Source organism: Pseudomonas jinjuensis (genome assembly GCF_900103845.1).
GTDB lineage: Bacteria > Pseudomonadota > Gammaproteobacteria > Pseudomonadales > Pseudomonadaceae > Pseudomonas > Pseudomonas jinjuensis.
The window spans coordinates 279,743-293,540 of the sequence record NZ_FNIJ01000003.1 but is presented as its reverse complement, the minus strand read 5'-3'; the positions used below and the strand labels follow the sequence as shown (position 1 = coordinate 293,540).

Sequence of the window (13,798 nt, the reverse complement as noted above, 5' to 3'; positions counted from 1 at the left end):
GAGATGCCTACCCACACCCGCATCCGCATGTTCAACACCAAGGACACCTACCCGAACCAGACCCTGGACAACGACCTCTGCCAGGCCGTGCGCGCCGGCAACACCGTGTATGTGCGTGGCCAGGTCGGCACCGATTTCGAAGGCCGGCTGGTCGGCCTCGGCGACCCGCGCGCCCAGGCCGAGCAGGCGATGAAGAACGTCAAGCAACTGCTGGAAGAAGCCGGCAGCGACCTGTCGCACATCGTCAAGACCACCACCTATCTCATCGACCCGCGCTACCGCGAGCCGGTGTACCAGGAAGTCGGCAAGTGGCTGAAGGGCGTGTTCCCGATCTCCACCGGCCTGGTGGTTTCGGCCCTTGGCCAACCCCAGTGGTTGATGGAAATCGATGTGATCGCCGTGATTCCTGACGACTGGAACCAATAAGGAGAGCTCATGACCTTCTCCATCGTCGGCCGCTGCGCCGAAACCGGCCAGCTCGGCATCGCCATCAGCTCCTCCAGCATCGCCGTCGGCGCGCGCTGCCCCTGGCTGCGCGCCGGGGTCGGCGCGGTGGCGACGCAGAACGTGACCCTGCCGGCCCTCGGCCCGCAGATCCTCGACCAGCTGGAAGCCGGCCAGCCGCCATTGGCGGCGCTGGACCGCGCGCTGACCAGCAATGGCTACAGCCAGTACCGCCAGGTCACGGTGATCGACCACGACGGCCGCGTCGCGCTGTTCACCGGCAGCGAAGCGCTGGGAACGAACCACGCCGTGGCCGGCGAGAACTGCGTGGCGGCGGGGAACCTGCTGTCTTCGCAGGGCGTGATCGAGGCGATGGTCGCGGCCTTCGAAGGCGCTTCCGGCTGCCTGGCCGAGCGCCTGCTGGCGGCGATGCACGCGGCGATGGCCGCAGGCGGCGAGGCCGGCCCGGTGCATTCGGCGGCGCTGAAGGTGGTGGGCGACCTGGTCTGGCCGGTGGTCGACCTGCGGGTGGACTGGGCCGAGGAAGATCCCATCGGCGAGCTGGACAGGCTCTGGCGCGCCTACGAGCCGCAGATACAGGACTACATCACCCGCGCACTCGACCCGACCAAGGCGCCGAGTTATGGCGTTCCAGGCGACGAATAAGTGCGTGGATTCCTGTAGGAGCTGCTGATCCAACCGTAGGATGGGTTGAGCGAAGCGATACCCATCGTCGCCAATCGATGGGTTACGCCGCTTCGCGGCTAACCCATCCTACGCAGCAATACCGGACGCCGGAGCGTCCATGGATGCATTCCCACGCAGGCGCGTGGGAACGAAGAGAGATTCGACCATGCCCACCAGCCGCGAAATCCTCGCCGACCTGATCGCCTTCGACACCGTCAGCCGCAACTCCAACCTGGCGCTGATCGAGTACATCCGCGACTACCTCGCCGGCCACGGCGTGGACAGCGAGCTGTTCCTCGATGCCGACGGGCGCAAGGCCAACCTGTTCGCCACCATCGGCCCGAAGGATCGCGGTGGCGTCTGCCTGTCCGGGCATACCGACGTGGTACCCACCGACGGCCAGAACTGGAGCGTGCCGGCGTTCGAGCTGACCGAACGCGCCGGCCGCCTCTACGGCCGCGGCACGGCGGACATGAAGGGCTATATCGCCTGCGTGCTGGCCGCGGTACCGGCTTTCCTCTCCCGGCCGCTGCGGGTGCCGGTGCACCTGGCGTTCTCCTACGACGAGGAAGTCGGCTGCCTCGGCGTGCGCTCGCTGCTCACCGATCTGGAGCGCCGCGAGCACAAGCCCATCGCCTGCATCATCGGCGAACCCACCGAACTCAAGCCGGTGCTCGGCCACAAGGGCAAGCTCGCCATGCGCTGCCAGGTGCACGGCGCCGCCTGTCATTCGGCCTATGCGCCGCAGGGCGTCAACGCCATCGAGTACGCCGCGCGGCTGATCGGCCGGCTCGGTGAAATCGGTACGCGACTGGCTGCGCCGGAGCGCCACGATGCGCGCTTCGACCCGCCGTTCTCCACCGTGCAGACCGGCACCATCAGCGGCGGCCGCGCACTGAACATCGTCCCCGCCGAATGCCAGTTCGACTTCGAGGTGCGTGCGCTGCCCTCGGACGATCCGCAGCAGGTCGCCGAGGAACTGCGCGACTACGCGGAAACCGAACTGCTGCCGAAGATGCGCGCGATCAACGCCGATACCGCCATCCGCTTCACCCCGCTGTCGGCCTATCCGGGGCTGGCGACCGATCCGCAGAGCCAGGCGGCCGAGCTGATCGCCCTGCTCAGCGGTTCGCGGGAGTTCAGCACCGTGGCCTACGGCACCGAGGGCGGGCTGTTCGACCAGGCCGGCATCCCCACCGTGGTCTGCGGCCCCGGCAGCATGGACCAGGGCCACAAGCCGGACGAGTTCGTCAGCGTCGCGCAGCTGGAAGGTTGCGATGCGATGCTGGCGCGCTTGGCGGAATGGTTGGCGTAAAGGCTGGCGTAGGGTGGATCACGCTCCACCGATCCACCATGGACGCGAATGCGTCCCCGTAATGGTGGATGGAAAAGCGCCATCCACCCTACGTCTGGCGATACGCTTTCAGCGCTGGCGGAACAGCTCGCCCGGCGTGAAGCCGAACAGGCCCTTGAACGCTGCGATGTAGGCCGAGGTGGAATCGTAGCCGCAATCCAGCGCGGCGCTGGTGACGCTGGCGCCGGACTCCAGTGAGCCGAGGGACGCGAGCAGGCGTTGGCGCTGGCGCCAGAGGCGGAAGTTCATCCCGGTCTCGCGCTGGAACAGGCGGGTCAGGGTCTTCTCCGAGGTGCCCAGGCGCGCCGCCCAGTCGCCCAGGGTCAGGCTGGCGGTGGGCTGTTCCACCAGTGTCTGGCACAGCTGCAGCAGGCGCGGCTCGTGGGGCATGGGCAGGGAGAAGGCGACTTCCGGGAGGGTGCGCAGCTGGTCGAGCAGCACCTGCACCAGCCGCGCTTCCGCGGTATCGCCCTGTGGATAATCCACCGGCAGCTCACAGAAGCTCTTGATCAGCTCGCGGGCCAGCGGCGTCACCTCCAGCACCCGGCAGCGCTCCGGCGCCCAGGCGCAGGCATCGGCGCGCAGGTAGAGGCTGCGCATCTCCGCGCGGGTCGAGGTGACCACTTCGTGGTCGAGAAAGGCCGGAATCCATATCGCCCGCTGCGGCGGGGCGAAGAAGCTGCCCTCGGCGGTGTGCACGCCAAGCACGCCGCTGATGGCGTAGGACAATTGCACCCAGGCGTGATGGTGGCGGCTGGTCCAGGAGCCGGCGCGCAGGCTTTCCGCGCGCGCATAGACGGGGCGCGGCAGTTCATCCAGCAGCGGGATCAGGCGTTGCAGTTCGGGCGGCTGTCCGTTCATCGCTATGCAGGATATCCATGTCGTCGATCGGCAGAGTCTGGCAGGGCAGGACGGCGCCCTCAAGGATGGCCCGGGAGATGAAGCAAAGCCCGCTCTCTGGCATCATTCGCGCCCGAAAAAACGCGCCACACCCACCGATTCGTGGTGTGTAGAAATTGCACATTAATTTGTATACATAAATACGTTTGATTCAATTCAACACAAACGAATCATGTATCCAATAAAAATCGCGCGTATGCCGCGACGCCTGGCGTCCGGCACCTGTCCGCTTCGATGAAAGCCGGCAATCTGCCGCCGCAGGGCCTTTGCCGGCAGTTTCCACGGGTAACGTCCGCCAGCTGTTGCAAGCGCAACGGCAGAAGCTGGCGCCGATCTTGCTTTGCCTGGCAAAGCTGACTCGCAGGACAGGTTTCAGTTCCAACCAGCACTTTGCACCCTCAGGAGCCCAACATGATTCGCACCCTCGCATCCCTGCTGTTCGCCGGCGGGTTGCTGGCAGCCGGCCAGGCCGCAGCCGCCACCGACAGCCCGCTGCAGTGGCACAACGAAAGCCTGACCTACCTGTACGGCAAGAACTTCAAGGTCAACCCGCCGATCCAGCAGACCTTCACCTTCGAGAGCGCGAGCGGCTGGAGCTGGGGCGACGTGTTCTTCTTCCTCGACCAGATCAACTACAACGGCGACGAAGACCCCCTGGTCGGCAAGAACACCTACTACGGCGAATTCCAGCCGCGCCTGAGCTTCGGCAAGCTGAGCGGCGCCGACCTGTCCTTCGGTCCGATCAAGGACGTGCTGCTGGCCGGCACCTACGAGTTCGGCGAGGGCGACAACGAGTCCTACCTGCTCGGCCCGGGCTTCGACCTGGCGATCCCCGGCTTCGACTACTTCCAGCTCAACATCTACTACCGCAAGCCCGACAGCCACCGCGTGCCGTCCGGCGCCTGGCAGATCACCCCGGTGTGGTCCTACACCATCCCCGTGGGCAACTCCGACATCCTCATCGACGGTTTCATGGACTGGGTGGTGAACAACAAGGACGCCAGCTCCGGCCGCAGCAACCAGAGCGACTACCACGCCAACCTGCACTTCAACCCGCAGGTCAAGTACGACCTCGGCAAGGCCATGGGCTACGAGGCCAAGCACCTCTACGTCGGCCTGGAATACGACTACTGGTCCGACAAGTACGGCATCCAGGATTCGCAGTTCTTCACCACCGACCAGAACACCGCCAGCTTCCTGCTCAAGTACCACTTCTGAGTCACCCCCGCCCCGCCGTCCTGGCGGGGCGTTGGTTTCCGCATACGGCTGGAACGCCTGTACAAAACGTGACAAACGCGGCGTTGCCCGGGGCTTCGGCGGCTGCATACCCTTTCCGGTCGCGTTACCGAGACTGCGATCGACAGGCATCTCCTGTCCCGCTTCCCTTGCCTGCGCCCCGCCCGTTGCGGTATCAGTGCAAGCCAAACAAGAACAGGAGTCCGCCCGCCTTGAGCAAGCTGCAAGCGCCCCTCTACAGCCCGGAGAAGCCCGCCGGCCGCATCCGCCAGAAGAACGAACAGGCGATCCTCGACGCCGCCGAGCAGGAGTTCGCCCTGCACGGCTACAAGGGCACCAGCATGAACACCATCGCCCAGCGCGTCGGGCTGCCCAAGGCCAACCTGCACTACTACTTCGGCAACAAGCTGGGGCTGTACAGCGCGGTGCTGCAGAACATCCTCGAACTCTGGGACTCCACCTTCAACAGCCTGAGCGCCGATGACGACCCGGCCATCGCGCTGGCCGGCTACATTCGCGCCAAGATGGAGTTCTCCCGGCGCCATCCACAGGCCTCGCGCATCTTCGCCATCGAGATGATCAGCGGCGGCGAATGCCTCAGCGCGCATTTCAACCAGGACTACCGCGACTGGTTCCGCGGCCGCGCCGCGGTCTTCGAGGCCTGGATCGCCGCCGGCAGGATGGACCCCGTCGATCCGGTCAACCTGATCTTCCTGCTCTGGGGCAGCACCCAGCACTATGCCGACTTCGCCACCCAGATCGGCTTCCTCACCGGCCGCAAGCGCATGTCGAAGCAGGACTTCGACGATGCCACGGAAAACCTCGTGCGCATCATCCTCAAGGGCTGCGGACTGACCCCGCCGCAGCCGGCATGAGCTTCACCCTGGCCGGCCCGGCCGAATACCAGGAAGAAATCCGCAAGAGCCGCTTCCTCTGCTGCGCCGCGCCGATCGCCAGCGAGGCCGAGGCGCAGGCCTTCCTCGCCGCCCGCCGCGACGCCAGCGCCGGGCACAACTGCTGGGCCTGGAAACTCGGCGCGCAGTACCGCTTCAGCGACGACGGCGAACCCGGCGGCACCGCCGGCCGGCCGATGCTCGCCGCCATCGAGGGGCAGGACATGGACCGCGTGGCGGTGCTGGTCAGCCGCTGGTTCGGCGGCATCAAGCTCGGCACCGGCGGCCTCGCCCGCGCCTACGGCGGCTGCGCGGCAAAATGCCTGCAGGACGCCGCGCGCATCGAACTGGTGCCGACCAGCCAGGTCGCCTTCGCCTGCAGCTTCGCCGAGCACGCGCTGTTCAAGGCGCGGGTGCTGGCGCTGGGCGCGGTGATCGACGACGAGGCCTACGACGCCGGAGGCGTGCGCCTGGCCCTGAGCGTGCCCTCCACGAAGCTTCCCGAACTGCAGCGCCTGCTCACCGACCTCAGCCGCGGACGGATAGTCCTGTAGGCGCGCCATGTTCGCGAGCAAGCTCGCTCCTACAATGCTGCACCCACCTGTAGGAGCGAGCTTGCTCGCGAACCGCCTCACGCCGAACCATCACTATGGTTCCCACGCTCCCGCGTGGGAACGATGGACGTCCGCACGATCATCCCCGGATTCTGTTGAATCCCCTGTGGATAACCTGTTGCGCAATCGTCCTGGCTCCCGCCACCCGTGGCCTGCCGCCGGTTGGCGGTTTTTTGAGCGGAACGGCGGAGCCGCCCCCGCAGTGCGTGGGCAATTCTGTGGAAAACCTGTGAATGAAACACCCGCGCGCCTATGCCTGCAAGGCTGCCCCGGGCTGACGGATTTTTCTTCGCCCTTTCCACGAGACGCAGATTTGACGCGGCTTTCCGAGGACTCTGACACCCGCCGGAATATCGTCGCGAAGGTCTGGATAATCCTCTGAAGAAACTGTGTGAATCCTGTGCGTAGCACTTCGGGGGCGAAACGCCGATGGCAGACAACAGCGCAGGCATCGAAGCGGCAGATGGGGGCTCCAGGCACCTGCCGAACCCCGCAATTCCTGTGGATAAGTTTGTTGACAGAAAGCGGCTTTCCTACGAGAGGGCCGCCTTTCCGGTAGCGCCCTTCAGAGCCTGAACTGCGCCATCTGCCGCGCCAGGTCGTCCGCCAGTCCGCGCAGCGCCAGGCACTGGTCCCGTCCGCGCTGCACTTCGCCGGCGGTGGCGCGGGCGAGGTCGGCGATGCCCTGGACGTTGCGGTTGATGTCCTCGGTGACCGCCGACTGTTCCTCGGTGGCGGTGGCGACCTGGTGGTTGATGTCGCTGATCAGCTCCACCTGGTCGGCGATGGCCCCCAGCGAGGTCCCCGCGCGCTGGCTGGCCTGCAGCCCTTCGCCGGTGGCGGCCTGGCCGGACTGCATGGAGCCGACCGCCGCCTCGGCGCCCTGCTTGAGGCGCTGGATCATCGTCTGGATCTCGTCGGTGGAGCCCTGGGTACGCCGGGCCAGGGTGCGCACCTCGTCGGCCACCACGGCGAAACCGCGTCCCGCCTCGCCGGCGCGGGCGGCCTCGATGGCGGCGTTGAGGGCGAGCAGGTTGGTCTGCTCGGAAACCCCACGGATCACCGCCAGCACCTGGTCGATGCTCGCCACCTGGCCGGCCAGCTGCTCCACCGCGCCGGCGGCCTGGCCGATCTCGGCGGCCATGCGCTGGCCGTGCTGCTGCGAGCCGGCGACCACCTGCCGCGCCTGCCCGGCCTCGTCACGGGCCTGCTGCGAGGCGCTGGCGGCCTGCTCGGCATTGCGCGCGATCTCCTGCACCGTGCTGCCCATCTCGTTGACCGCGGTGGCGACCATGTCGGTCATCTCCTGCTGGCGCCCGGCGCGCTCGGCGGTGTTATCCACAACCGCCATCACGCCGGCCACCGCCTGCTGCAGCTGCTGGCTGGTGCCCAGCACCGCGCCGATCAGCGCGCGCTGGCCTTCGAGGAAGCGGTTGAAGCCGCGGGCCAGATCGCCCAGTTCGTCGGCGCGGGAGTCGTCCAGGCGGCGGGTCAGGTCGCCGCCGCCGGCGCCGATCTCGCGCAACGCGGTGGTGACCTGGCGCAGCGGCCGCACCAGTCCGCGCGCCAGCAGCGCCACCACCGCGAGGCAGAGCAGTGCCACCACGGCGCCGGCCAGGGTCGAAAGCTGCAGGGCCTGGCGCGCTTCGGCGTGGATTTCCGCTTCCGGGACTTCGCTGACCAGCGTCCAGCCGAGGTCATGCAGCGGCAGGCTGGCGGCCAGGTAAGCGACGCCGTCGCGCTGGAACCGCGTGCTGCGGAATTCCCCATGGCCGAGCAGGGCGGCGGCGGCCCCGGCGCCGACCAGTTCGGTCAGGCTGTGCGCGCCGGAGAGGCTGGCGTCGGGATGGATCTGCACCCGGCCGTCGTTCTTCACCAGGTACACGCGGCCGGACTGGCCGAAGCGGAAGTCGCGGATCAGCGCCGACAGCTCGCCCATGTTCAGGCCCAGCCCGGCGATGCCGAGCAGCCTGCCGTCGCGCTCGATGCGCTGGTCGATGAACAGCGTCAGCTCGCCGGTGCGGCCGTCGGCGTCGATGTTGAGGATGCGCGGCTGGCCGCTCTCGACGAAGCGGAAGTACCAGGCGTCCTTTGGGTCGTCGCGGCCGAGCGTGCGCTCGCGGCCCTGGTCGGTGTAGTAGGCACCCGTCGCGCCGTCGACGATCAGCGTGGCGAAGGCCCGCTGCGAGGTACGCAGGCCGCGCAGATAGCGGACGAAATCGTCCTGTCGCGCGGGATCGGCGCCGGCGGCGAGCCAGTCCTGCACCAGGCTGTTGTCGGCGATGCCGGCGACCGCCGTGATCGGGCCGGCCAACTGGCGTTCGAAGTCGTTGCGGATGGCTTCGATGCTCGCCGGCAACGCCTGTTCGAGCAGGTAGCGTTCGCTCAGGCGGTTGACCAGCAGGGCGTACAGGCCGAGCACGATGAGCAGGCTGAGCAGCAGCGCGCCGCCCATGCTGAAGATCAGTTGGGATTGAATACTGCGATGCCAAGGGCGCATGTCTGGATGTCCTCGTAGCGCTCGCGCCTCCGTGCGCGAACAGGGCGTGGGAACGGGGCATCCAGGCTATCGGCGGGAAAACGGATTCCTGTTGTCCGATCGGTCAGGTTTCGCGACGAATGGCAGGCAGCGCCGGAGGCTTGTCCTGCTCGTTGCACAGCGCCGGCCACTGCACGCCGGCGCGGGTTTCGGCCTGCGGGACTGCGGCGTGATAGTGGGCGATCACCTGGCCGGCGATGGAAATCGCCACTTCCAGCGGGCGCTTGCCGGGCACTTCGGCGAGGCCGATGGGACAGTGCAGCGAGGCGATGGCCTCGGCCGGATAGCCGCGCTGCTCCAGGCGCATGCGGAAGCGCCGGGCCTTGGTCTGCGAACCGATCATGCCGAGGTAGCCGGCGTCGCCGCGCTTGAGCACCGCCTCGGCGAGGGCGTAGTCGAGCGGGTGGTTGTGGGTCATGACCAGGAAGTAGCTGCCCGGCGCGGCGTCCTCCACCGCTTCCACCGGCTCGTCGAGCACCTGCACCTGCACGCCTTCGGGAATCTGCGCGGGGAATTCATCGGCGCGGCTGTCGATCCACCGCAGGCGCAGCGGCAGGCCGGCGAGCAGCGGCGCCAGGGCGCGGCCGACATGCCCGGCGCCGAACAGCAGGACTTCCGGCCCGCGCATGGCGAAGCACTCGAACAGCAGGCTGGCGCGCCCGCCGCAGCACTGGCCGAGACGCGGGCCGAGGGGGAAGTGCTCCAGGCTCTGCGCATCCCTGCCGTCCAGCAGCAGGCGGCGGGCGTGCTCGATGGCGGCGAACTCCAGGTGACCGCCGCCGATGCTGTCGTAGCTGCGGTCGGCGGTGACCAGCATCTTGCTGCCGGATTCGCGCGGGGTGGAGCCCTGCACGCCGATCACGGTGACCAGCACATAGGGCTCGGCGCTGTCGCGCAGGCGGGCGATGGCGTCCATCCAGGTGGTGGTCATGGCTGGTTCTCCGGGGTGTTGGTGGGGCATTGTGGCTCTGGAGTGGCTGGTCCCCTCACCCCCGCCCTCTCCCGGAGGGAGAGGGGGTTGTCCGGCGTGGCGGCGGAGTGCGGAGTTTCAGTCCCGCTCCGATCGGTCCCCTCTCCCTTTGGGAGAGGGCTAGGGTGGGAAAGCCCCCGCTCCGAAGCATCCATCGACGCCCGCACCGCCTCGCACGCCCACAACACCCGTTCCGGCGTCGCCGGCGTATCCAGCGCCGGGCTCACCCGGTAATCCGCCAGGCTGGCGATGGCATCGCGCAGCGCCGACCACACCGAGATCGCCAGCATGAACGGCGGTTCGCCCACCGCCTTGGACAGGTAGACGCTGTCCTCCTCGTTGGGCCGTTCGAACAGTTCCACGCGGAAGTCGGCCGGCACGTCGCTCGCGGCCGGAATCTTGTAGGTCGCCGGGCCCACCGTGAGCAGGCGGCCGGTGGCGTCCCAGCGCAGTTCCTCGCAGGTCAGCCAGCCCATGCCCTGGACGAAGCCGCCCTCGATCTGGCCGATGTCGATGGCCGGGTTCAGGCTGCGGCCGACGTCGTGGAGGATGTCGCTGCGCAGCAGACGGTATTCGCCGGTCAGGCTGTCCATCTCGACTTCCGACACCGCCGCGCCGAAGGCGAAGTAGAAGAACGGCCGTCCGCGGGCGTTGTCGCGGTCGTAGAAGATCTTCGGGGTGCGGTAGAAGCCGGTGGCGGAGAGCTGTACGCGGGCGAAGTAGGCCGCCTGCACCGCCTCGGCGAAGCCCAGCCTGTGCTCGCCAACCTGCACCTGGCCGTGCTCGAAGCGCACGCCGGCCGGCGCCACGCCTTCGCGCTCGGCGAGGAATTCCGCCAGCCGCCGCTTCAGCGTGCGCGCCGCGTCGCGGGCGGCCATGCCGTTCAGGTCGCTGCCGCTGGAAGCGGCGGTGGGCGAGGTGTTGGGCACCTTGTCGGTGCGCGTGGCGGTGATGCTCACCTGCTCCAGCGGCACCTGGAACTCCTCGGCCACCACCTGCGCCACCTTGATGTTCAGGCCCTGGCCCATCTCGGTGCCGCCGTGGTTCAGCTGGATGCTGCCGTCGGTATAGAGGTGGATCAGCGCGCCGGCCTGGTTGAGGTGCTGGGCGGTGAAGCTGATGCCGAACTTCACCGGGGTCAGCGCCAGTCCCCGTTTCAGCACCGGGCTGCTGGCATTGAAGGCGCGGATCGCCTCGCGGCGGGCGCGGTAGTCGCTGGTCTGTTCCAGGCGTTCGATCAGCTCGCCCAGCAGGTTGTGCTCGACGCGCTGGTGATAGGGCGTCAGGTCGCGCCCCGGGCCGCCGTAGAGATTCAGCTTGCGCACGTCCAGCGGATCGCGGCCGACGGCGCGGGCGATGTCGTCCATGGCCTGCTCGATCAGCATCATGCCCTGCGGTCCGCCGAAGCCGCGGAAGGCGGTGTTCGAGGCGAGATTGGTGAAGCTGCGGTAGCCGGCGATGGCCACGTCGGGGATGAAGTAGGCGTTGTCGGCGTGGAACATGGCGCGGTCGACGATGGCGTCGGAGAGGTCCGGCGAGTGGCCGCAGTTGCCCACCACTTCCAGCTCGGCGGCGAGCAGCCGGCCGTCGTCGTCGAAGCCGACCCGGTAGCGGTTGCTGAACGGGTGGCGCTTGCCGGTCAGACGCATGTCGTCGGCGCGCGGCAGGCGCAGCTTCACCGCGCGGCCGGTCCTGCGCGCCAGCAGCGCGGCGAGGCAGGCGAAGGGCGCGGCCTGGGTTTCCTTGCCGCCGAAGCCGCCGCCCATGCGCCGCACTTCCACCGTGACCTTGGCCAGCGGGATCGCCAGCACCTCGGCCACCAGCTTCTGCACCTCGCTCGGATGCTGGCTGGAACTGTGCACCAGCATGCCGCCGTCTTCCTGCGGGATGGCCATGGACACCTGGCCTTCGAGGTAGAAATGCTCCTGCCCGCCGATCTGCTGGCTGGTTTCCAGCACATGCGGCGCGGCGGCCAGCGCGGTCGCGGCATCGCCCCGGCGCATATGGTGCGGCGGGCGCACGAAGCGTTCCTCCGCCTTCGCCTGCAGCGGATCGAGCAGCGGGCTTTCCGCCGCGTATTCCACCTTCGCCAGGCGCGCGGCGCGGCGGGCCTGCAACTGGCTTTCGGCGGCCACGGCGAACAGCGCCTGGCCGTGGTACTTCACCCGCTCGCCGGCCAGCAGCGGATCGCCGGGGAAGACCGGGCCGATGTCGGTATGCCCGGGCACGTCGGCCAGGGTCAGCGTGGCGGCCACACCGGGGGCGGCGCGCACCGCGTCGAGGTCGAGGGAACGGATCTGGCCGCAGGCGATTTCGCTCAGGCCGACCGCGGCATGCAGCAGGTCGCCGGGTTCGGTCAGGTCGTCCACGTAGCGGGCCGCGCCGGTTGCGTGCAGCTCCGCGCTGTCGTGGGCGCGCGCCTCGCCGGTGCTGTGGACGACGACGGTGCTGGCGCCGCCGTTGGCGGGGAGGGGAGGAAGACTACGCATGGCGTACCTCCGCGGCGGGGGGAGTCCATTCCAGTAATGCGCGTTGCAGCAGGTTCTGCGCCACCTTCAGGCGATAGGCGGCGCTGGCGCGGAGGTCGTCGATGGGCTGGAAGTCCTCAGCCAGCGCGGCCTGGGCGGCGGCCACGGCGGTCTGGTCGAACGGCCGGCCGGCGAGCGCGGCTTCCGTGCGCCGGCCGCGCAATGGCGTCGCCGCCATGCCGCCACAGGCCAGCCGCGCCTCGTATACCCCGCCGTCCTCGTCGAGGTCCAGGCGCAGGGCCAGGCAGACGGCGGAGATGTCGTCGTCGCGGCGCTTGCTGATCTTGTCCACCCGCAGCAACTGGTTGGCGCGCAGGCTGGGGATGCGGATCGCCTCGATGTATTCGCCCGGCTGCAGCACGCTCCGGCGGTAGCCGGTGAAGAAGCCGTCGATGGCAATCTCGCGGCTCTGCCCGGCGCGGCGCAGCAGCAGCGTGGCGTCCAGCGCCAGCAGCAGCGGCGGTATGTCGCCGATCGGCGAGGCGTTGGCGATGTTGCCGCCGAGGGTGCCGCGCTGGCGGATCTGCAGCGAGCCGAGGCGGTCGAGCAGCGCACCGACCGTGGGGTAGGCGGAGAGTGCGTCGAGGCAGTCGGCATAGGGCCGCGCGGCGCCGATCAGCAGATGGTCGGGGTGCTGTTCCAGGCGCTGCAGGGCGGCGATGCGTTCCAGGTGGATCAGCTGCGGGAAGCTTTTCAGGTTCTGCGTGGCTTCCAGCGCCAGGTCGGTGCCGCCGGCGATCAGCCGCGCCTGTGGATAAGCCGCCAGCAGGGCGTCCAGTTCCTCCAGCGAGGTCGGCAGCAGGGCACGCTGCTGGTCGCGATGCAGTGCGCCGCTGGCCGGCAGGGCGCGCAGGCGGGCGGCGGTTTCCCGTTCCCGGGTGGTGAAGCGGTCGCGGGTGCCGGCGATGCGTTCGGCGGCGGCGAGGATCGGCCGGTAGCCGGTGCAGCGGCAGAGGTTGCCGGAAAGGGCGGTCAGCGCCGTTTCTCGATCGTGCGGCTGGTCGGCGTGCTGCCAGGCGAACAGCGACATGACGATGCCCGGGGTGCAGAAGCCGCACTGCGAGGCGTGGCAGTCGACCATGGCCTGCTGTACCGGGTGCAACGTGTCGCCGGCCAGCTGTTCGACGGTCAGCAACTGCCGCCCGTGCAGCGCGCCGAGCAGGGTGATGCAGGCGTTCACCGCGCGGTAGCGCAGGCCGTCGCCGTCCGGCTCGGCGAGCACCACGGTGCAGGCGCCGCAGTCGCCCGAGGCGCAGCCTTCCTTGCTGCCGGTCTGCCGCAGATGGCCGCGCAGGTAGTCGAGCAGGCTGGTTTCCGGGGGCAGGCCATCGACTTCGTGCAACTGGTCGTCGAGCAGGAACTGGATCATGCGCACCTCTTTGCAAGCGGGCTTCCGGGGCTTCCTATTGGCAAAGTCTAGTTTGCAAAGTCCAGGCCCTGCGCGGTTCCTGGCTATTCAGGCAGGTTCCTGCCACCGGCTTCGATAGAGCCCTGCATGACCCGCCTGTCGGGGCGATAGAGCCAACCAATTTTGCTCATGCCCTAAATCAATGGGGCTTTTTGGCCGTTCGTCGTTAATCTAGCTCCCGTAGCTTACTAACCATTGATCTCAACCCACTGCAGGAGCGACCTC

11 protein-coding genes and 1 pseudogene are annotated in these 13,798 nt (G+C 68.3%); 6 read left to right on the top strand and 6 right to left on the bottom strand.

The window, feature by feature from the left end:
• The first annotated feature begins 3 nt into the window (after positions 1–3).
• The 3 genes from BLR75_RS05740 (at position 4) to argE (ending at position 2,446) form a co-directional block, all read left to right on the top strand.
• Entirely contained in the window at positions 4–426 is a 423-nt protein-coding gene (locus tag BLR75_RS05740) for a RidA family protein (RefSeq protein ID WP_084311485.1), read from the top strand.
• 9 nt (positions 427–435) lie between these two features.
• Positions 436–1,110, top strand: coding sequence for a DUF1028 domain-containing protein (locus BLR75_RS05735; RefSeq protein WP_084311486.1), 675 nt, complete (start codon positions 436–438; stop codon positions 1,108–1,110).
• Between the two features lie 187 nt (positions 1,111–1,297).
• On the top strand, positions 1,298–2,446 hold the full coding sequence (gene argE / locus BLR75_RS05730; RefSeq protein WP_084311487.1) for an acetylornithine deacetylase: 1,149 nt from the start codon (positions 1,298–1,300) through the stop codon (positions 2,444–2,446).
• Positions 2,447–2,554: 108 nt separating this feature from the next.
• On the opposite strand, the gene BLR75_RS05725 is transcribed toward argE, so the two are convergent.
• Complete coding sequence (locus BLR75_RS05725) at positions 2,555–3,352, bottom strand: AraC family transcriptional regulator (RefSeq protein WP_090416016.1); 798 nt, start codon at positions 3,350–3,352, stop codon at positions 2,555–2,557.
• 444 nt (positions 3,353–3,796) lie between these two features.
• Between BLR75_RS05725 and BLR75_RS05720 the strand changes: the two genes are divergently transcribed.
• The 3 genes from BLR75_RS05720 (at position 3,797) to BLR75_RS05710 (ending at position 6,068) form a co-directional block, all read left to right on the top strand.
• A complete protein-coding gene (locus BLR75_RS05720) occupies positions 3,797–4,603 on the top strand; it encodes an outer membrane protein OmpK (RefSeq protein ID WP_084311489.1) in 807 nt (268 codons plus the stop codon).
• 230 nt (positions 4,604–4,833) lie between these two features.
• Positions 4,834–5,496, top strand: a complete 663-nt coding sequence (locus BLR75_RS05715; protein WP_084311490.1) for a TetR/AcrR family transcriptional regulator — start codon at positions 4,834–4,836, stop codon at positions 5,494–5,496.
• Positions 5,493–6,068, top strand: a complete 576-nt coding sequence (locus tag BLR75_RS05710) for an IMPACT family protein (RefSeq protein ID WP_084311491.1) — start codon at positions 5,493–5,495, stop codon at positions 6,066–6,068. Before BLR75_RS05715 ends, BLR75_RS05710 begins: the two co-directional genes overlap by 4 nt.
• A gap of 625 nt (positions 6,069–6,693) precedes the next feature.
• Here the strand turns inward: BLR75_RS05710 and BLR75_RS27310 are convergent.
• From BLR75_RS27310 to xdhA, 5 genes and pseudogenes are all read right to left on the bottom strand, one after another.
• Positions 6,694–7,422, bottom strand: coding sequence for a methyl-accepting chemotaxis protein (locus BLR75_RS27310; RefSeq protein ID WP_425438998.1), 729 nt, complete (start codon positions 7,420–7,422; stop codon positions 6,694–6,696).
• Positions 7,423–7,560: 138 nt separating this feature from the next.
• Positions 7,561–8,583: pseudogene (locus BLR75_RS27305) on the bottom strand (HAMP domain-containing protein); the annotation flags it as partial.
• A 148-nt stretch (positions 8,584–8,731) separates the two neighbouring features.
• Positions 8,732–9,598 (bottom strand): xanthine dehydrogenase accessory protein XdhC, encoded by an 867-nt coding sequence (gene xdhC / locus BLR75_RS05700; protein ID WP_084311493.1) that lies wholly within the window; start codon positions 9,596–9,598, stop codon positions 8,732–8,734.
• Positions 9,595–12,126 carry a xanthine dehydrogenase molybdopterin binding subunit gene (gene xdhB, locus BLR75_RS05695; RefSeq protein WP_084311494.1) on the bottom strand — a complete coding sequence of 844 codons (2,532 nt, stop codon included), beginning with the start codon at positions 12,124–12,126 and terminating at the stop codon, positions 9,595–9,597. Before xdhB ends, xdhC begins: the two co-directional genes overlap by 4 nt.
• Positions 12,119–13,534 carry a xanthine dehydrogenase small subunit gene (gene xdhA / locus BLR75_RS05690; RefSeq protein WP_084311495.1) on the bottom strand — a complete coding sequence of 472 codons (1,416 nt, stop codon included), beginning with the start codon at positions 13,532–13,534 and terminating at the stop codon, positions 12,119–12,121. Before xdhA ends, xdhB begins: the two co-directional genes overlap by 8 nt.
• Positions 13,535–13,798 lie beyond the last annotated feature (264 nt).

What these genes read in the sequence shown, in the direction of transcription:
- BLR75_RS05710 (WP_084311491.1), top strand. Translation starts at nt 5,493, where the DNA reads ATGAGCTTCACCCTGGCCGGCCCGGCCGAATACCAGGAAGAAATCCGC.
- xdhB (WP_084311494.1), bottom strand. Translation starts at nt 12,126, where the DNA reads ATGCGTAGTCTTCCTCCCCTCCCCGCCAACGGCGGCGCCAGCACCGTC.
- xdhA (WP_084311495.1), bottom strand. Translation starts at nt 13,534, where the DNA reads ATGATCCAGTTCCTGCTCGACGACCAGTTGCACGAAGTCGATGGCCTG.
- BLR75_RS05740 (WP_084311485.1), top strand. Translation starts at nt 4, where the DNA reads ATGCCTACCCACACCCGCATCCGCATGTTCAACACCAAGGACACCTAC.
- argE (WP_084311487.1), top strand. Translation starts at nt 1,298, where the DNA reads ATGCCCACCAGCCGCGAAATCCTCGCCGACCTGATCGCCTTCGACACC.
- xdhC (WP_084311493.1), bottom strand. Translation starts at nt 9,598, where the DNA reads ATGACCACCACCTGGATGGACGCCATCGCCCGCCTGCGCGACAGCGCC.
- BLR75_RS27310 (WP_425438998.1), bottom strand. Translation starts at nt 7,422, where the DNA reads ATGGTCGCCACCGCGGTCAACGAGATGGGCAGCACGGTGCAGGAGATC.
- BLR75_RS05720 (WP_084311489.1), top strand. Translation starts at nt 3,797, where the DNA reads ATGATTCGCACCCTCGCATCCCTGCTGTTCGCCGGCGGGTTGCTGGCA.
- BLR75_RS05735 (WP_084311486.1), top strand. Translation starts at nt 436, where the DNA reads ATGACCTTCTCCATCGTCGGCCGCTGCGCCGAAACCGGCCAGCTCGGC.